This window comes from Rubripirellula reticaptiva, from assembly GCF_007860175.1.
GTDB lineage: Bacteria > Planctomycetota > Planctomycetia > Pirellulales > Pirellulaceae > Rubripirellula > Rubripirellula reticaptiva.
In genome coordinates, this window is record NZ_SJPX01000006.1 from 49,355 (window position 1) to 66,572 (window position 17,218).

General features: G+C 56.9%; 22 protein-coding genes. 12 read left to right on the forward strand and 10 right to left on the reverse strand.

Annotation, left to right across the window (positions count from 1 at the left end; all coding sequences use genetic code 11):
• Nucleotides 1-87 precede the first annotated feature (87 nt).
• From Poly59_RS25450 to Poly59_RS25490, 9 genes are all read left to right on the forward strand, one after another.
• Complete coding sequence (locus Poly59_RS25450; RefSeq protein WP_146536962.1) at nucleotides 88-1,326, forward strand: hypothetical protein; 1,239 nt, start codon at nucleotides 88-90, stop codon at nucleotides 1,324-1,326.
• Entirely contained in the window at nucleotides 1,235-2,422 is a 1,188-nt protein-coding gene (locus Poly59_RS25455) for a hypothetical protein (RefSeq protein ID WP_146536963.1), read from the forward strand. The genes Poly59_RS25450 and Poly59_RS25455 overlap by 92 nt, the downstream gene beginning before the upstream one ends.
• Before the next feature lie 184 nt (nucleotides 2,423-2,606).
• Entirely contained in the window at nucleotides 2,607-3,224 is a 618-nt protein-coding gene (locus Poly59_RS25460; RefSeq protein ID WP_146536964.1) for a hypothetical protein, read from the forward strand.
• A gap of 115 nt (nucleotides 3,225-3,339) precedes the next feature.
• Nucleotides 3,340-3,573, forward strand: a complete 234-nt coding sequence (locus Poly59_RS25465; RefSeq protein WP_146536965.1) for a hypothetical protein — start codon at nucleotides 3,340-3,342, stop codon at nucleotides 3,571-3,573.
• Nucleotides 3,574-3,612: 39 nt separating this feature from the next.
• Nucleotides 3,613-4,398, forward strand: coding sequence for an ATP-binding protein (locus Poly59_RS25470; RefSeq protein WP_146536966.1), 786 nt, complete (start codon nucleotides 3,613-3,615; stop codon nucleotides 4,396-4,398).
• 2 nt (nucleotides 4,399-4,400) lie between these two features.
• On the forward strand, nucleotides 4,401-4,859 hold the full coding sequence (locus Poly59_RS25475; RefSeq protein ID WP_146536967.1) for a DUF669 domain-containing protein: 459 nt from the start codon (nucleotides 4,401-4,403) through the stop codon (nucleotides 4,857-4,859).
• 94 nt (nucleotides 4,860-4,953) lie between these two features.
• A complete protein-coding gene (locus Poly59_RS25480; protein WP_146536968.1) occupies nucleotides 4,954-5,475 on the forward strand; it encodes a RusA family crossover junction endodeoxyribonuclease in 522 nt (173 codons plus the stop codon).
• A complete protein-coding gene (locus Poly59_RS25485) occupies nucleotides 5,472-7,133 on the forward strand; it encodes a DEAD/DEAH box helicase (protein WP_146536969.1) in 1,662 nt (553 codons plus the stop codon). The genes Poly59_RS25480 and Poly59_RS25485 overlap by 4 nt, the downstream gene beginning before the upstream one ends.
• Nucleotides 7,133-9,310: a bifunctional DNA primase/polymerase gene (locus Poly59_RS25490; RefSeq protein ID WP_146536970.1), complete on the forward strand. Its 2,178-nt coding sequence runs from the start codon at nucleotides 7,133-7,135 to the stop codon at nucleotides 9,308-9,310. The genes Poly59_RS25485 and Poly59_RS25490 overlap by 1 nt, the downstream gene beginning before the upstream one ends.
• A 384-nt stretch (nucleotides 9,311-9,694) precedes the next feature.
• Here Poly59_RS25490 and Poly59_RS25495 read toward each other — a convergent pair whose 3' ends face one another.
• On the reverse strand, nucleotides 9,695-10,261 hold the full coding sequence (locus Poly59_RS25495; RefSeq protein ID WP_146536971.1) for an ankyrin repeat domain-containing protein: 567 nt from the start codon (nucleotides 10,259-10,261) through the stop codon (nucleotides 9,695-9,697).
• Nucleotides 10,262-10,478: 217 nt separating this feature from the next.
• Between Poly59_RS25495 and Poly59_RS25500 the strand changes: the two genes are divergently transcribed.
• The 3 genes from Poly59_RS25500 to Poly59_RS25510 are packed head-to-tail and all read left to right on the forward strand — an operon-like array spanning nucleotide 10,479 to nucleotide 12,839.
• Nucleotides 10,479-11,789 carry a DNA modification methylase gene (locus Poly59_RS25500; protein ID WP_146536972.1) on the forward strand — a complete coding sequence of 437 codons (1,311 nt, stop codon included), beginning with the start codon at nucleotides 10,479-10,481 and terminating at the stop codon, nucleotides 11,787-11,789.
• Nucleotides 11,790-11,796: 7 nt separating this feature from the next.
• Nucleotides 11,797-12,555, forward strand: coding sequence for a hypothetical protein (locus Poly59_RS25505; RefSeq protein WP_146536973.1), 759 nt, complete (start codon nucleotides 11,797-11,799; stop codon nucleotides 12,553-12,555).
• A complete protein-coding gene (locus Poly59_RS25510) occupies nucleotides 12,552-12,839 on the forward strand; it encodes a hypothetical protein (protein ID WP_146536974.1) in 288 nt (95 codons plus the stop codon). Before Poly59_RS25505 ends, Poly59_RS25510 begins: the two co-directional genes overlap by 4 nt.
• Nucleotides 12,840-12,896: 57 nt before the next feature.
• Here the strand turns inward: Poly59_RS25510 and Poly59_RS25515 are convergent, their stop codons facing one another.
• The 9 genes from Poly59_RS25515 to Poly59_RS25555 all read right to left on the reverse strand — a co-directional run bounded on the left by Poly59_RS25515 (nucleotide 12,897) and on the right by Poly59_RS25555 (nucleotide 16,973).
• Nucleotides 12,897-13,217, reverse strand: a complete 321-nt coding sequence (locus Poly59_RS25515; RefSeq protein ID WP_146536975.1) for a hypothetical protein — start codon at nucleotides 13,215-13,217, stop codon at nucleotides 12,897-12,899.
• Nucleotides 13,218-13,229: 12 nt separating this feature from the next.
• The gene (locus Poly59_RS25520) at nucleotides 13,230-13,445 is read right to left on the reverse strand and encodes a DUF4314 domain-containing protein (RefSeq protein WP_146536976.1); all 216 of its coding nucleotides are present in this window, start codon (nucleotides 13,443-13,445) and stop codon (nucleotides 13,230-13,232) included.
• A gap of 11 nt (nucleotides 13,446-13,456) precedes the next feature.
• On the reverse strand, nucleotides 13,457-13,690 hold the full coding sequence (locus tag Poly59_RS25525) for a hypothetical protein (RefSeq protein ID WP_146406592.1): 234 nt from the start codon (nucleotides 13,688-13,690) through the stop codon (nucleotides 13,457-13,459).
• A gap of 259 nt (nucleotides 13,691-13,949) precedes the next feature.
• Complete coding sequence (locus Poly59_RS25530; RefSeq protein WP_146536977.1) at nucleotides 13,950-14,183, reverse strand: hypothetical protein; 234 nt, start codon at nucleotides 14,181-14,183, stop codon at nucleotides 13,950-13,952.
• Nucleotides 14,184-14,195: 12 nt separating this feature from the next.
• A complete protein-coding gene (locus Poly59_RS25535; RefSeq protein WP_186776521.1) occupies nucleotides 14,196-14,702 on the reverse strand; it encodes a winged helix-turn-helix domain-containing protein in 507 nt (168 codons plus the stop codon).
• A 105-nt stretch (nucleotides 14,703-14,807) separates the two neighbouring features.
• Nucleotides 14,808-15,062 carry a hypothetical protein gene (locus Poly59_RS25540; protein WP_146536979.1) on the reverse strand — a complete coding sequence of 85 codons (255 nt, stop codon included), beginning with the start codon at nucleotides 15,060-15,062 and terminating at the stop codon, nucleotides 14,808-14,810.
• Between the two features lie 159 nt (nucleotides 15,063-15,221).
• A complete protein-coding gene (locus tag Poly59_RS25545; RefSeq protein ID WP_145418450.1) occupies nucleotides 15,222-15,431 on the reverse strand; it encodes a hypothetical protein in 210 nt (69 codons plus the stop codon).
• An 87-nt stretch (nucleotides 15,432-15,518) separates the two neighbouring features.
• Entirely contained in the window at nucleotides 15,519-15,794 is a 276-nt protein-coding gene (locus tag Poly59_RS25550) for a hypothetical protein (RefSeq protein WP_146536980.1), read from the reverse strand.
• Between the two features lie 321 nt (nucleotides 15,795-16,115).
• On the reverse strand, nucleotides 16,116-16,973 hold the full coding sequence (locus Poly59_RS25555) for an amidoligase family protein (RefSeq protein WP_146536981.1): 858 nt from the start codon (nucleotides 16,971-16,973) through the stop codon (nucleotides 16,116-16,118).
• Nucleotides 16,974-17,218: the final 245 nt, after the last annotated feature.

The following is a 17,218-nucleotide window of genomic DNA, read 5'->3' on the forward strand; positions in this document are numbered from 1 at the left end:
GGAGCACGGAGTTTGCTAGCAATCGCTAGTCGCCTCGCCATTCCCCAAGGATGTTCATCGCCAAAGCTGATTTTTCATGAGTCCCAAATGCCCGCTTTCCGACCACCGAGTTTCCTCAACCATGCCCTCGGATCCGTCGACCTCGATCTTCTTCGCGACTTTCTGTTGCCGTTCGCGGACTACTTCGCCGCGCGGAAATTCACGATCTCAGCCGACACCAGTTTCGACGAAGACCAATTCAAAAAGCTCGCACGTCTGCTGAGGACACCGACGCGGTCCGCTCCCAGTGAGCTGATCGAAGCTCAATTCCACATCGACGAAGTCGCCAACGATCGAGGAATGGAGTCCTTGATCTTGGCCTATTCCAAAGCCGGCATTCCGCTACCAACCGACCAAGAGCTGACGCCGGCCGACCTAGCGATGCGAACGTGGATGAGTTATCCCGAATTGCTGCGACGATCGAACTACGAGCGTATCGCGACCAGCCAGCGTTCGTTTCGCCACTACATGAATCGGCACGAGAAACCGATGCCGTTTCAGTTGCCGACCACGGTCGTCATCAATGCGATGGAAAAACGTTTGTCGACGTTTAACCGCGATCGGCACCGCGGTGGTGGGACAGCGTTGTGGATGCACGACGTGGGCGACGTTGTGGCATTCGTTGTCCGTCGTGGGGAGAACCTAAAACGCGGTGAATACATCGAGGGCGAAAAGAGTCGCTATCAAGTCCAACGACCGGCCGGCTACGACACCATCCTCGTTCAAAAGCAGCTTGGAGAATTGCACGTTCACGCTTCGTTGATCAGCGAGCACCGTGAATACTGCCGTTTGATCGGCGAGTACCTATTCGGTGACGAGGACTTCTTCCCCACGTCGGAGTTGTTTGATCTGTCACCGATTCATGAACTCGGTGAAGACATTGAATCGCCAGCTTTCATCGACGGAATTGAATCTGTTCAGCTCGATGAAGTCACTGAGATGTTCATGGGCAGTCAGAACCTGACCAAGACCTTTCGTGGGCGACGCATCTTCGTCCAACTACGTGAACACCAGCAGCAACTCACTCTCGGTACCCGGATCACGAAAGCAAAATTTCGATTCATGTTGCGGGACTACCCCGAAGTCACGGCGACGATTCACTCGGGAAACATTATCTCGTATTCGCGACAAGTCGGCGTCGAACTGATCGAAGCCTGGATGACTCACCACGGAATCAAGACCACCGGACTGCCTCGTGACCCTGCAACACCTACGACTTTGGCAAACGCTCTCTCGGATCCCAAGCCTGCGAGCACCACGGCGAGCGTGGCAGGTCGAGCTGGGTGAACATTGGGAACTGTGCCACCAGTTCCTTTCCGCGACGCCAGACCTGGCTGCATGGACGCTGGCCAGTGACGGTGTCACCGCTTGCGACGTCATCGAGCACGATGACGGAACCTTCGTCGGCATCAATCGTTTGCAGGGCGAAGTGTTCGATGTCGAACGAAATGAGTTGTCGATTTGTACGTTCAGCGTTGCAAAACTTGCCAAAACGTTGATGTCGTTGCTTGGTGGGCGTGCCGAGAGTCTGCCCGCTGTTCCGAATGGTTCAGTCCAGAAACTTGGTCGGCTACCACCTCGCTTTGCATCAACGATGGTTCACTTCTGCGCTCGTACAGATCAGACGTCGCTTATCGAAACGGCAATGAGTGTTGGTGCGAAGACGGTACTGCTTGTCCCGTCGCTTTCTGGGACTCGCATCGACCTTGACTCGATCGAGCGTACGTTCGAGGTCACGGTCATCGCCGCCGACGATCTGTTCTTCATCCAGGAGGGGACGATCGTTGTGAGTACTGCGGCATTGGACGAGCTTCGCTACCGACTCGGGCTGGGCGATGATTCTCCACCAAACTCTTTCCGCATGACCGGCGATCACTGGGAGATCTGTTTCGAGAAGAATCGGTTCGTACTCGCCGACGCGATTGGCATGTGGTATCTCGCAGAGTTCTTGTCACGTCCTGGCAGAACACTGAATCCCGTCGAACTCGAAAACGCTCGCACCGGGATCGTGGCTCGGTCTTCCACCAGCGGCACGGGCGAGGCATTCGACGAACACGCTCGTCGTGAGTACAAGCGGACCCTGGCCGACATCAGTGCAAGAATCGCGGAAGCCGAACGCAACAACGATTCAGGTACGCTCGAAACGCTGCAGACCGAACAGTACGAGATTCTCTCGCAACTTCAAAAGGACACAGGCAGGAACGGCAAAGCCCGTGTCCTCACTGACGAATCCAAGTCACGCAAAAATGTCCGACAAGCCGTCAACCGCGACATCAAACGCATCGCCGAGCATCATGCGGAGCTCGCTGAGCACTTAAAGCTCGCATTCAAAGGCAATGCAATGTGCTATCGGCCAGATGCTGATCCAAACTGGGAATTGTAAAATTTCTCCTCGACTCACGCCATGTGCCAAAGACTCACGCCATGAGTCGCCGTGACTCCAGCTGAGAGATTCGCCTTCGTGCTGATCCCGCTGGCCCGTGTTTCCCTGTGAACGATCGTCCGTTCGCAGCACGGTATTTGCCGGCCGGAGTCGTCGAACGAACCTCCAGCCGGAGGATATTCGTTTGAAAACTCAGGAAGTCTCAAAAGTCAGCGACATCGACTGGAAGTACATCCAGGCCAACATCCGCTGTCAAGCGTGGCGTGGCTACAAGGCCGGTGCGTACGCACGACAAGAACTCCGCGACATCGAACAATCGTTGTGGACGATGGTCGAGCGGTATCTCGAAGATTTCACGCCCGAGCGTGCGACGTTCAAAACGTACATCGACATGATCGTCTCGCGGGCACTCGCCAAGATTCTCGAGGCTCGCAAAACCGCGTTTCGCACTCCGCCCGGCGGCCCTGTCGTTTCACTCACAACGATGGTCGACGATCCCGACGGTGGCCCGCCGGTGGAATTGGCCTCGGCACTTTCGCTCGAAGATCGAGACCGCGCAATCGGCAGAGAGACTCGCAGTGAAGAAGCAGTATTCGAGGAAGTCGAAGCGTTCCGCGTTGTCTTCGCTGAACTGCCCGAACATCAGCAAGAACTCTGCAAGCAAGTCATGGAGCATGGGCGCATTGCGACGCAGAAGCAGTCTGGCATGACCCGTCGCGCCTTCCACTCAATGTTGCAAGACATACAGCAGCGGTTCATCGACGCCGGCATCACACCACCTCGCGACAAACGCTGGAAATAGCGGCGTTCTGAAAGTCGCTCTTCATTTTCTGGTCATACCCCCGTCCCGTTCGCCTAAGTAACCCAGGAGGGGACATGTCATTCAAACACCAATCAACACCACCAAACGAGAACTCATGAAACAACTCGATATCGAACGCCGCGTCGCACTCTCGCTCGCCGTCGGCCGTTACTTGCGATCCGCCGAACGCTTCAACGAAGCCTCACGCGAATTCACCGGATCCTGCAAATCGCTCCGCAATCAACTCGGCGCCGAACAGCGTTTCGTCGTGCAGAGCGACTTCAAGCATTTTCTGGTGACCAGTGATCGTCACGGAAATTTCGATGTCGAACAAATCCAAACCCTTTAGCCAACCATCTCACCTATCCATCAAGGAGTTACCAATCCAGTGACCAACCTACTTGAAACCATCCAATTCGGCCGACAATCGAAGCCGCCTCGTGTCTTGCTCTACGGAGTCGAAGGCATCGGCAAGTCGACCTTCGGCAGCGAGGCTCCCAAACCGATCTTCATTCAAACCGAAGACGGGCTCGACGAAATCGAATGCGATCGCTTTCCGCTGGCGACGAAGTTCGATGATGTCGTCGCAGCCTTGAAAACGCTCGTCAATGAGAAGCACGATTACGAATCCGTCGTGATTGACTCACTCGATTGGCTGGAGCGTCTCGTCTGGGACAAACTCTGTCAGCAGTACGCCGTTGAGTCGATCGAAAAGGTCGACGGCGGGTACGCTCGCGGTTATATGCACGCCCTCTCCCTGTGGCGTGAAGTGCTCGATCTTCTCAATGTGCTGCGTTCTCGCGGCATGGTGATTGTTCTGATCGCCCATTCCAAGGTCGAACGGTTCGAGGATCCAGAATCCTCGCCCTACGACCGCTATTCGCCGCGACTGCACAAGCACGCCGCGGCCCTCGTGAAGGAATGGTGCGACGCCGTGTTGTTCGCGACTCGCAAGATGCGAACGCAAAGCGAAGACGGAGGTTTCAACCGCAAACGCACCATCGCTCATGCGATCGGCAAAGACGGTGGCGAACGCGTCGTGCGTGCTTACGGATCTCCCAGTTGCGTTGCCAAGAACCGCTACGGCATCGCTGAAGAATTGCCGCTCTCGTGGTCGGCGTTCGTGAATGCACTGACCAACAACTCACCCACTCCTCAAACCCAAGGTAACTAACCATGGCCAACCTCAACGGCTTTGATGCCAACACTGTCGAACCAGCCGACGACCTCGAACCGATCCCTTCCGGCAAGTACGTCGCCGTCATCACAGACAGCGAAATGAAACCCACGAAATCTGGCACGGGCAACTACCTGCAGTTGACGTTTCAGATCGTGGAGGGCGAGTACGCAAACCGTCTTCTCTGGGTGCGTCTCAACCTCGACAACCCCAACGCGACCGCGGTGGAAATCGCCCGGCGGGAGTTGTCTGCGATCTGCCGGTCGGTTGGCGTCTTGGTGCCAACCGACTCGGCGGACTTACACAACTTGCCTTGCGTGATTCACGTGCGAGTCAAACGCCGCAACGACACCGGCGAGTTGCAAAACGAAGTGAAGGGCTACTCGAAGAAGGACGCCGTCGCTCAGCCGATCGCCGCGTCGCATGTCAGCGGCACGGACGCCCCTTGGAAACGTTGATCTCGGTCACCGTTTCCAAGCCCGACAGCCGGCCGGCCTCCTAATTCCGGTCGGCTGTTTTTTTGTCTGCCGACACCGATTCAAGTGATACATCATGCTGCGACTGCAACTTCCGTTTCCTCCCTCAGTCAATCGCTACTGGCGACACGTCGGCACCCGCGTGCTCGTCAGTAAAGAAGGTCGCGAGTACCGCCGGACGGTTCGCGGTCTGATGAAGCTTCAAGAGGTGAAGAAGCACGATGGCGACCTGATCGTTGACATTCGCTTGATACCTGTGGACCGGCGTCGCCGCGACGTGGACAACTCGCTCAAGGCATTGCTTGATGCGATGCAAGCTGGCGGAGCGTATGACGACGACAGCCAGATCGTTCGATTGACGGTCGAGAAGTTCGAGCCAGAAGCGAACTGCCCACGAACGGAGGTCATCGTCCGTCGCGTGCCCGCAAAACTGGGCGAGCCTGGTTACCGATTCTGTCTTCGCTGCGATGACGAGTTCTATTCGCTCGGCCCAGGAAATCGTCTCTGCGAGGAATGCACGCGTTGGCGTAGCCGACTCACCGGTTTCGTTCCGATTGCACGCGGTCGCAAGTATCGTAACGGAGCGCGGATAGCATGAAGTTGCGTTCCTACCAGCAAGCCGCAGTTGATGCGGTCTACGATCACCTTCGCAACCGCGACGACAATCCCGTCGCGGTGTTACCAACGGGTGCCGGCAAGAGTCTCGTGCTCGCAAAGATCGCGTCCGACGCCGTGACGCAATGGAATGGGCGTGTATTGATCTTGGCTCACGTCAAAGAGCTGCTCGAACAGAACGCTGACAAGGTTCGGCGACTGTGTCCCGATGTCAAGGTCGGGCTTTATTCGGCCGGCCTTAAGAAGCGAGACACAAACACACCAGTTCTCGTTGCAGGCATTCAAAGCATCTACAAGCGAGCGTGTGACCTCGATCCGTTTGATCTGATAGTCGTCGACGAAGCCCATCTGATTTCAAAGAAGGGCGACGGCATGTATCGGCAATTCCTGGCCGACTGCAAGATTATCAATCCGCACGTTCGTGTGATCGGCCTGACCGCCACTCCGTTCCGCCTCGATTCCGGCATGATCTGTTCGCCGGACCATTTCCTGAATGAAGTCTGCTACGAGATCGGAATCAAGGAACTAATCCGTGACGGATACTTGAGTCCGCTCATTTCCAAAGCCGGCGTGCATCGAGCGGATTTTGGAGGTCTGCACATCCGGGCCGGCGAGTTTGTCAGCGAAGAAGTCGAATCGCTGGTCAACGACGACGCCCTCGTGTCGGCCGCGTGTGCCGAAATCGTCGAACTGACGGCTGATCGCCGGGCGGTCCTTATCTTCGCGTCGTCCGTCGCACACGGGCGGCGTGTGGTCGAGGTGTTGAAAGGAAATCACGGTATCGAGTGTGGTTTCGTAACCGGCGAAACACCGGCTGGCGAACGAGACGAATTGTTGGCCCGCTTTCGCGGCGATGCTCCAGCATCGTTAATCGAAACCGAACCGCTACGATTTCTTTGCAATGTGAATGTGCTCACCACCGGCTTCGATGCCCCCCGTGTCGACTGTGTCGTGATGCTGCGTCCAACGATGTCGCCCGGACTGCTCTACCAATGCGTCGGCCGCGGTTTCCGCTTGCACCCGGATAAACAAGATTGCCTCGTCCTCGACTTTGGCGGCAACATCGAACGTCATGGACCGATCGACCAGATCAAACCGAAGGACAAAGCCAAACGTCCGGACCAAGGTCCACCGGCGAAAGAGTGTGAAAAGTGTCACGCCTTGGTCGCATGCGGCTATGCCAACTGTCCCGAGTGCGGTCATCCGTTTCCGCCTCCGCAGCGTGAAGCCCACGACGCCGAGGCAAGCGAGGCCGGCGTGTTGTCTGGTGAAGTGACCGACACCGACTACGACGTCCAAGACATCATCTATCGCATCCATCGCAAACGCGACGCCGACGAAGATGCACCACGATGCCTGCGCGTCGACTACATGATCGGCCTCGAACGTTGGCAGAGCGAATTCATCTGCATCGAACACTCTGGCTACGCACGTCGCAAAGCCGAAGCGTGGTGGCGTGACCGTTGCCTCGATCCTTGTCCTACGAACGCCGAAGAAGCGATTGATATTGCCGAATCAGGTTTGCTCGCGGCGACCGAAACACTAACAGTACGCTCAATCGCCGGCCAGAAATACGATCGCATCATCAAACAGACGCTCTGCGAGATTCCAAACGTTGCGTTGGAGGAGGCACCCTTTTGATGGCCGATGTGCGCGAGCAAGTCACGATCTATCGACAGCGTGGTTGGTACAGCGTGCCGCTGCGCCCGCGATCGAAATCACCGGCACGTCGTGATTGGACGAATCTTCGATTGAACCCCGAGGTCTTTCCCGAACAAGGCAATATCGGAATCATCCTTGGCGAGCCATCTGGTTGGCTCGTCGACGTTGATCTCGATTGTCCCGAAGCGATCGAATTGGCTGATAGTTATCTGCCCCCAACGCAAGCAATCACCGGCCGACCGACAGCCCAGCGATCGCATCGTTGGTACATCGCAATCGGCGCGACCACTGAAAAACATACCGATCCGAGTGATGGCTCGATGATCGTCGAATTGCGTTCAACCGGAACGCAAACCGTCGTCGGGCCAAGTATCCATCCCGACGGTGAAGTTTACGAAAGACTCGATGGCGAGCCAGCGTCCGTTCCCTCGTTGATGTTGGCCGCATGCGTCAAAGCACTTGCGGAGGCCGTCATCCATCGGCGTGGAACTGCGAAGCCACCGCAACGAACCGCCACATTGCCGCCGCAGTCGGTGCGTATGGGCAACGACGTGGAATCGCGGGCGATTGGTTATGTCAACGCAATGCCGCCAGCGATCGCCGGCAGTGGCGGTCACTCGCAAACGTATGCCGCCGCGACGGCGCTCATTCACGGTTTTGGCCTCGACCCGGCGGAATCGCTCGCCATTCTGACCAACTATTACAACCCTCGCTGCAATCCGCCTTGGTCCGACAAGGAACTGCAACACAAAGTCAACCAAGCGGCAACGAAACCGCACGATCGCCCATTCGGCTGGCTTCGTGATGATGGGGCGATCGAGACCGCCGCCAACGATGTAGACCTAAGCCAGTTCATGGTCGGCAAGCGATCGCCGGAGGTTGCCAGCTCACCTCCGCCGGTCGAAACAACTCCAGATCCTGGACAGCTACCCGAGCGACTATTCGATGTGCCGGGCTTTGTTCGCCGTGTCATGGATTTCACGCTCGCGAATGCTCCCTATCCGAATATCGGCCTGGCGTTTTGCGGCGCGATGGCACTGCAATCGTTTCTCGCTGGACGAAAGGTCTGCACGTCGGGTGACCTGCGAACGAATCTGTATCTACTCGCTCTCGCCAGCAGCGGAACGGGCAAGGAGTTTCCTCGCAAAGTCAATTCGCAGATTCTGTTTCAAATCGGCATGTCCGCATCAATCGGAGACAAATTCGCTTCCGGCGAAGGCATTCAAGATGCTCTCGTCCGCACCGGCCGGATGCTATTTCAGAACGACGAGATGGACGGAGTGCTACGCCAGATCAATCTCGATCGTGAAAACAGCCGCGAGTCCATCCCGAATATCCTGCTCACGCTCTACACGTCGGCCGGCGACGTCTATCCGATCCGCGTGAAGGCGAATCAGAAAGAAGCGATCCACGTCGACCAGCCGCACTTGACGCTCTTCGGCACCGCGACGCCCCAGTACTTCTACGAATCGCTCTCGAAGCGAATGCTAACGAACGGCTTTTTCGCACGCCTCAACATCATCGACGTCGGCAAACGTGGCTCAGGCCAATCGCCAGGTTCCGCTCGTGATCTGCCCGAGGAGATTCTCGAAACAGCAAAGTGGTGGGCGGACTTTGAGCCTGGCAGTGGCAACTTCCTGAACTTCCACCCCAGGCCGCTCGTGGTGCAAGCCACCCCGGACGCTGCCGAAGCGATCGACAGCCTGCGGTTGATGACAGAGAACGAATACAACGCAGCGGAAGAGGCACTCGATGAAGTCGCTCGTACGGCATGGAGTCGTACGTGCGAACACGCTAAGAAGCTGGCGTTGATCTATGCGTGCAGCGAAAACCACATCGAACCGCTAATCGGCTTGCCAGCGGTGGAGTGGGCGACCGAGTTCGCAATGCACCAGACCCGCCGACAATTGTATCTCGCGTCCGTGCACGTCGCCGAGAATCCGTTTCATGCTGAGTGCTTGAAGCTGCTCAAACGACTCGGCGAGCAACCCGAACAGCGAATGCAACGACAACACATTCTCAAGTACATGAAGTGCAAGGCCGCTGACTTGGACCAGATCATTTTGACGCTCGTGCAACAAGGCGAGATCGAACCCATCACCATGCCGACCGCCACCAAGACCGCGAGCGGCTTCCAGCGTGTCGTTGCGGAATGAAACCTTCACCTACGCTTCCCAATCCTTCCCCAAATAGAGAAGGATTCGACCCGAAAGCAGTGAATCGTTCCCAAACCTTCCCCAGCGTTGGGGAAGGATTAGAGAAGGATTCCAAAGGACGTTTGACTAACAAATATAGGAACAATCTCTCTCTTTCTATGAATACTTCCCCTGTTCCCCCGCTCATGCCCGCGATGACCAAATCTCAGACCGCCAGCCCTCGCACGGGGCTGGGGAAGGATTCGAGGGAAGGATTGCCCCAACGGACCGACCGCAAAACGATTAGGTACTCCCGGCGGATCGTATCTCTGGTCAGGGCCACGGGAACAGCAGCCTTATTAGGCACAGTTTGTTTCGCTTGTCCGAATGAAAATTGATTAAACGTCATTCAATGTTGAACAGGGCGATGATCTCAGGTTTTCCTTCATCGGCTGCGATGTCGATCATGGACTGTCCCTCATCGTTGCGATGGTTGGGATCGGCCCCCGATTTGAGAAGCAATCTGACGAGACGGCTGTTCTCACCGAGGATCGCCTCGCGTAGAGCATTGTTTCCCACGTCGTCGGTGGCATTTGCGTCCGCTCCAGCGTCGATCAGAAGCCAAGCGATTTCAAAGCGACCGTCATAAGCAGCTTGAAAGAGAGGCGTTTTCTTCAGCGCGACCGATCGAATATTGGGGTCCGCTCCACCCTTCAAAAGTACGTCCACCGTCGGAACTGCGTTGTTGCGGACCGCATACGTCAACAGCGAATCTTCTGCAGCATCACCGTTTCGCGAATTCGGATCGACTCCGGCTTTGAGTCGCCCTTTGATGAAGGAAGGACTGAGAATCGCAGCCCGGCTAAAAACGGGAGAATCTTCGTTCAACGCCAATGCAGCATCTGACAGTGATGGTTCGCCGCATCCAACCACAACAAGCAAACCAGCGATCGCAAAGAATGGGAGTTTCATTGATTGTGTTTCAGGGAACTAATGCAAGAGGAAAACAGGGGGCAAAAACATTCTGGCATAGTGTATCCGATTGCGATGTCTGGCTCGCGCTGTTGCGATCGAAGTAACCAACGAACCAGCACATTTGAGAAGCTTGATTCACCCCACCCAAACATCTAACCAACCACCCAACGACCGACCCTTTTCCGCTTCTTCCCCTTTGGAAAAGGACTCTGCCATGCAGGTCGAAATGTGGACGCTTGATCGGATCAAGCCTTACGAAAACAACCCCCGTATCAATGACGACGCCGTTGATGCCGTCATCCTCTCGATCAATGAATTCGGGTTTCGCCAGCCGATCGTAGTCGATACCGACGGTGTCATCATTGTTGGACACACGCGGTACAAAGCTGCGAAGAAGCTCTGGCTGACCGAAGTCCCCGTGCACGTCGCGACGGACCTCGAGCCCGAAGCGGTGAAAGCGTATCGGATCGCCGACAATCGAACAGGCGAAAATGCCGAATGGGATTGGGACTTGCTGCCCATCGAAATCGGCGAACTGCAGAACTCGGGTTTCGATTGTGAGTTGCTCGGGTTCAATGACGACGAACTCGCCAAGCTGCTCGATCCCGGCGTGACACAAGGTCTAACCGATCCCGAGGACGTGCCGGAGTCGCCGGACGAAGCGGTGACTCAGCCCGGCGACGTTTGGATCCTCGGCGACCACCGATTGCTGTGCGGTGATTCGTCGAAAGCCGAAGACGTCGATCGCTTGCTAGCCGGCGCGAAGATTCACCTGGTGAATACCGATCCGCCGTACAACGTCAACGTCGAACCGCGAAGCAAGAACGCGATCGCTGCCGGCAACAGTTCGTTCCCGGCCGGCGAAGGCAAGACGAAAGCCGGCGACAAAAAGATGCGAGCCAAGGATCGCGTCCTTGCAAACGATAAAGTCAGCGACGACGAGTTTGCATCACTGCTCGCCGCCTGGTTCGGCCACATCGGCCGCGTGTTGCAACCGGGTCGCTGCTTCTACATCTGGGGCGGCTTCTCCAACATCGGCTGCTATCCGCCGGCACTAGCGGCCAGCGGGCTGTATCTTTCGCAGACCATCATTTGGGACAAGATGCACCCGGTCATCAATCGGAAAGATTTCATGTCCGGCCACGAGTGGGCGTTCTACGGTTGGCGTGAGGGTGCCGGCCACAAGTTCTTCGGGCCGAACAACGCCACCGACCTTTGGCACGTCAAGAAGATACCGCCACAACAGTTGGAACATCTCACCGGCAAGCCGGCGGAACTCGCCGTGACAGCGATGCAGTACTCAAGCCGCAAGGGCGAGAATGTGCTGGACTTGTTCGGCGGCAGCGGATCGACATTGATCGCGGCCGAGCAAACAGGACGCAAGGCGTTCTTGATGGAGCTCGATCCGCCGTACTGCGACGTGATCGTTGATCGCTACCAACGCTTTACCGGGAAGCCGGCGGTACTGGAACGCACCGGCGAATCACCGATCGCGATGAAACCGCGAGAGGAGAAGATGCGGTAGCCAGCCAATGCGACACTATCACGGTACCCCCTTGGGCGGAACTCGCGACTCGGTTGCACGCTTTATCGCTACGGGCAACCGGCATTTCTTGGTGCCTTTTGGCCGCGAGGAGGACTTGCCAATCGTCGCTGAGGCCAGCACTGGTTTTTGTCTTGACAATGGTGCTTTTTCAGCGTGGAAAACCGGAAAACCAATCGCTGACTGGTCGCCCTACTACGCATGGGTAGAAGCGTGGTGTCGCAATCCGCGTTTCGACTTCGCGTTCATACCGGATGTCATCGACGGTACTGAAGAGGAGAACGATCGGCTCATTGAAGAATTCGGTTGTTCAGCAGTGGGGCGTTTTGGAGTTCCCGTTTGGCACCTGAATGAATCGCTCCGGCGACTTGAAAGGCTTGTCGACGATTGGACCGTCATCGCTCTAGGAAGCAGCGGAGAATACGCCAAGCCGAAAACCGAACGTTGGAACCGCCGCATGTCTGACGCGATGGGTGTTCTGTGCGATGAGCATGGAAGGCCAAAAGCAAGGCTGCACGGACTACGCATGTTGGATCCAGCAATCGTAGCTCGCTATCCATTTCATTCTGCCGACAGCACCAACGTTGCTCAAAACAGCCAACTGCTTGCTCGCTTCGGCATGTACAAGCCGCCAACGCAGGCGCAACGGCGCGAGGTTATCGCATCGAGAATTGAAGCCACTCGCTCGCCGAGCGTCTGGACACCCGTTACTGAAACTCAAACTTTTCTTGAACTGGAAGCTGAATGAATACACACGAAACGACGATCCACGGACGCTGTCCCATCAACGGCGTCTGGGATTACTACACGCTACGAGTCACCACCGATCGCTTCGTCCGGGTAGAGGATATCGAGGAGATGGCTGATTTCGTTCGCGGGAAAGCGATGTGCCAAGAGGATATCGCAAAGGAGTTGCGAACGACCCTGCCGGCTCATTGCACCGTCGAGGTGATCGGCCGGCACGGACAGAACTGCGAAACGGTCGTGCGACTGGAGGCTCACGCCGACCCCGCGTTCTCGGCATCCTCATAGTCAACCGGTGACGTGCGACAAATATTCACAGAAATGAGGAAAGGAGAATCTTTGTGTCTAGAGTTCCTTGTAGGACCAAGCTCCGTCGTCAAAGACATAGACGAACCGAGCACCGCAGTTCCTTGCAAAGTCCAGCAGCGAATCGTGTGTTGGCAGAATCGCTGGCGGGTCACCGTCGGCAAAGCGCTCTGCCTCGCCCATCTCGGCGTCCAAGCAGCGGATATCGCCGCCGTCGATCAAGGTTTCCGCTTCTTCGGTCGTTTGGTAGTTGGCCATCAAAAGTGCTCCGGTGTGTTCGGGGTAGCCATCGAAGTGAAGGTAGACCGCTGCGTACGTTCGGTCGGGGCTGCGGACGGCGATCGTCGCACGTGTGGACATGGTGGTTGCTCCTTAGTTCGTGGTGTCGGCCGGCAGTCGCTCGACGACGTCCGGGGGAATGGAAAGCATCAGCGACCGGCCGTTGTCCCAATCCACATCGACTTGCGTCCAATCGCTTAGCGGATAGACGCCGGCCACCGTTCCGGTCGTGCCGGCGGGAATCGGATCGGGGTCGTCGGTCATCGAAAGCAGCCGCACGCGGTCGCCCGCCTTGAGGTTGGTTTTCATCGTTTTGATTCCTAGTTGCGAGCGTTGTTGGTTTCGTCGACCAGCGCGGCGACTTCCGAAAGCTGAGCGTTGACCAAGTTCAGTGCTCGTACGTGCGTCCATCGCAATGCCTTGTTGTCCGGCCGAATCATTCGGTCCAACTGCAACTCGATGTGCTGCAAGAGGTCGCGTGAAATTTGGTGAGCGTTGTCGTAAGCCGCTGCCGGTTCGACCGGCCGCGCGGCGAGCGTTTCAATCTTTGCCATTTCGTTTCTCCGTTCGTGTTTGAAAAACCGTTCGTACAACCACACATGAGCCATGACTTTCCAAACACATCAAGCGAAGTCTGCGAAACACGCCTCAGAATTCGCATACTTTTTCGGTGCGCCCAACGAGCCGCGACGTGGCCTCGTGTCGCGTCGTTTGGAAGGTCGGCGTTGTGTTTCCCGTCACGATAAAACGCCCGCACGTTGCAAACGTCGGGCGTTGTCGGCGAAGCTTCGCCGAGAGGGATCATCCGGCCGGCTACAAGCCGATCGGTACCAGAACGTGCGAGTCCGGACCCGTCACCGGGAACGATTCGCCGGCGTCGGTTCTGGCGTACAGGGCGTCGCCGCGTCGTATGACGTCACGCACCGGCCCGGCGTCAATCATCTCGTTGCGGATCGACCGCAGTTCGTATCTCACGTCTGGCTCCGGCGTCGCGGTTTCACCGTGTTCCAAGTCCTCGACAGTTCGCAGGTCGTAAAAATGCTTCATGGCTCAATCCCCTTACGCTCGCGCGGAAAAGCGACCACGCTCAACTTTGATGAAACGGCTATCTTCGCCCTTGGCAAGCTCGCGAAGGATCGCCGAGTACAAAGTTGCGTGCGGCGTCTTGCCTCCGGGGCTGGTCCAATAGCCGGCGTCCGTCATTGCCGCGATCATTTCCTGGGCGTTCATCGTTTCCTCGGTCTCGCCCAAAACTTTCAGCGCCGCCTCGATACACGACAGCTTCTTATCGTCGGTCGTTGCCGCCACACTCGCCGCGTCACCGCCGCTGGTCTTCTTCGCGACTCGTTTGCGGGCTCGCGTTTCTCCGGCCGCACTGGCCGACGTCGTCGCCCGTGCTTTTCCTTGCAACCGCTGGGCGGTTTTGATCCGCACCTTCTTGTTGGTCGTAAGGTTCGTTGCGTTCCAGCCGCCAGCCGTGTTGGTCGAGTCGATTCGTACAACGACCTTCTTGTTCGTCACGTTGGCGTAGTACTCGCCGCCTACTTTTACGTCTGCCTTCTTCATCGTTCGTTCTCCGAAAGGGAAAGGTTCGTGGTTGGCTGCCATCGTCAGGCGACGGGTACCACCCGCCGCTACGCCAAGCCTCCGTGCCAGCGTTTCGGCTTCGGTTTACAGGACCGCGCCCAAAACGCTCTCGTCGAGCTTTTCCAGCAGCTCGCAAAAGATGTAGTGCTCTTCGAGCAGCGGGCCGGCCGGTCCGCCATGGTCGAGGTCCGCGATCTCGAGGGCGTTTACCAAGGGCCGAAGGTTTTCGGCGATGCGGTAGTAGCTTTCGCGAATCTCCTGGGCGGTATGCGCGTCCATGTTTCGGAAGAGTGGGGCAAGGGCTTCGGCGCGGGCCTTTTGGGTTTCGTTCATGGCCATGTTTTGTTCTCCGGTGGAAAAGCTGGTTACGTTTTGCCGATGGGCGTTAAGACACATGAGCCATGGTTTTCAAAACACATCAAGCGAATCTCGGCGAGTTCTGGAAATGTTTTCAAACGTTCTTCCAGAACTCGCATAACTCCCGAACGTGTGGCGAATTCACGCTCGGAAGTTTTTCCCGAAATGTTCCTTCAGTTCGCGGAGCTGTTCGCAAAGATGCTGCAAGGAACCAACGTGCTCCCAATTCAGCGGTGCGGTTTCGCTACCTGGTGCCGGCAAGTCTTCGACCGATTCGTGCAGGTCTTCCAGCAACGTGAGGGCTTGAATGTGAGCGGCGGTGTAGGCGTGTTCGAGTTTGGCGTTGGCCATGGTTGTGTCTCTCGGTTTGAAAAAGGAAAGGAAGCGGGCTTCGAGCGAAGCCCGCGTTGGAAAGGCCCTGCTGACAAAGACCCGCGGCTAGCAATCGCGGCAGGTTTCCCAGGCACGCTTGCTGCCGTAGCAGATCTGCCCGCCTTCGACGATGTAGACGATCGCGTCTTCCGCTACGTCTTGGTCGTCGAAGTACTCGGTGGGGTCTTCTTCGCTGGCTTCGTTCATTTCCGAGCCGCTGGTGATGCCGGCGATTCGGTTTTCAAAGGGCCAGTTCTCTTGCGTCATCAAACGCACTTCGGCGTCCGGCCCGTACTGTTCGCGGTACTCGCTCAGCAGTTCGATCAGGGCGTCAATCGTCATCGTTTGGTCTCCGTAGGTAGGAAGGAAAATTCGTCTTGCGATGACACACATGAGCCATGGTTTTCGAGACACAGCAAGCGCATTCGCACTGCAATTTGCAGTCTTTTTGCATGTTTCTCGATCTCGCCGACGTGCCCCACAAAGGCCTCGTGTCGGCGTCCTCGAAACACTCGGCCCCTTAGGGTTACTTATGCGAACGACGCGACATGTGCGCCAGAAAACGCCAACGTTTTGAAGCAAACGGTTCGGAAGGAAACCAACGCGCAAAAGAAAAGCCGCGGTGAAGGCCGCGGCGTTGAAGGAAAGAAGTTGGCCGGCCCTTTAGACCGCTTGGTCGTACTTGCGAGCCATTTGCAAAAGCTTCTTCTTGACCGGCTTCCAGTCGCAGGTTTGTTCGCCGGCCGAAAGCTCGCCGTATCGTTTGGTGCGAAGTGCTCCTTTGCGCCAACCGATAGTCCAGCCAAGTCGGTAGTAAAGCCGGTTCAGTTCAGTTTCGCCTTCGCCCGCGCCGTTGCGATCCCAGCAGCTCTTGGTGCCAGGTCGCTTGGTGTAGTCCCAGCCGCTGCAGCGTCGCGTAGTCAAAGCCAACTCGGCCAAGCCCAGTACCATTTGGATGTAGCCGAGCAGTTTGGTTTTGTTAAGCGTGCCAGCGAAGGCTCGAATCTCGATTCGGTTTCGGCCCCGAGCGAGGTGCGTCAAGTTCAAAAGGTGGTAGCGGTCGGCTTCGCAGTTTCGCTTGGCTGCGTCCCTGTTGCCGTAGCTCTTGATTTGCTTCGCCCAAGTATTTCGCTCGCGTCGTTTGGTTCCCGTCGAGGCGTAGATGGCTCGCTCGTGGTTTCCGATCAGGCTTATCAGCCGAGCCAGGGCAGCCGCGTCGCCGTTCCAGGTGATCGTAATGTGAAGGCCGCAGCTTTCGTTGACCCGAGCCCCGCGTGCTTTGATCGCGTCGACCGCTCGCTCTACGTTTTGAAGTCCTTCGTAGCCGCGAACGATAGGCGATACGAACTCGGCGTTCTTGCGTCCGACCGGCGTGCGAATGCTGCTATCGCGTTCTGCTTTCCAGCCTTCGGGCAGCCAAGTTACAGGCAAGCCGTTGTGATATCCGCCGATCGGCGTGGCGTCGTTTCCGGGCAGGTGAGTTTCGATTTCGATACCGAAGGCGATGTCGTTGGCGTGCATGGTTGTGTCTCCGAAAGGTGGCTAGGTAGTTGTGTTTCGCGTGGCGTTTTGCCGGCCGCGTGTGACACATGAGCCATGGGTTTCGGAACACATCAAGCGAAGTCTGGCCAACGTTTTGAATGATTTCGCATGTTTTTTAGCACGCCAACACGCGGCCAGTTTTGGCCCAACGTGCCGTCCAAAAACATGCGGCTAACCATGCCAAACATGCAAACATTCGCCACAGTCGCCAACGTGTGCGGCGT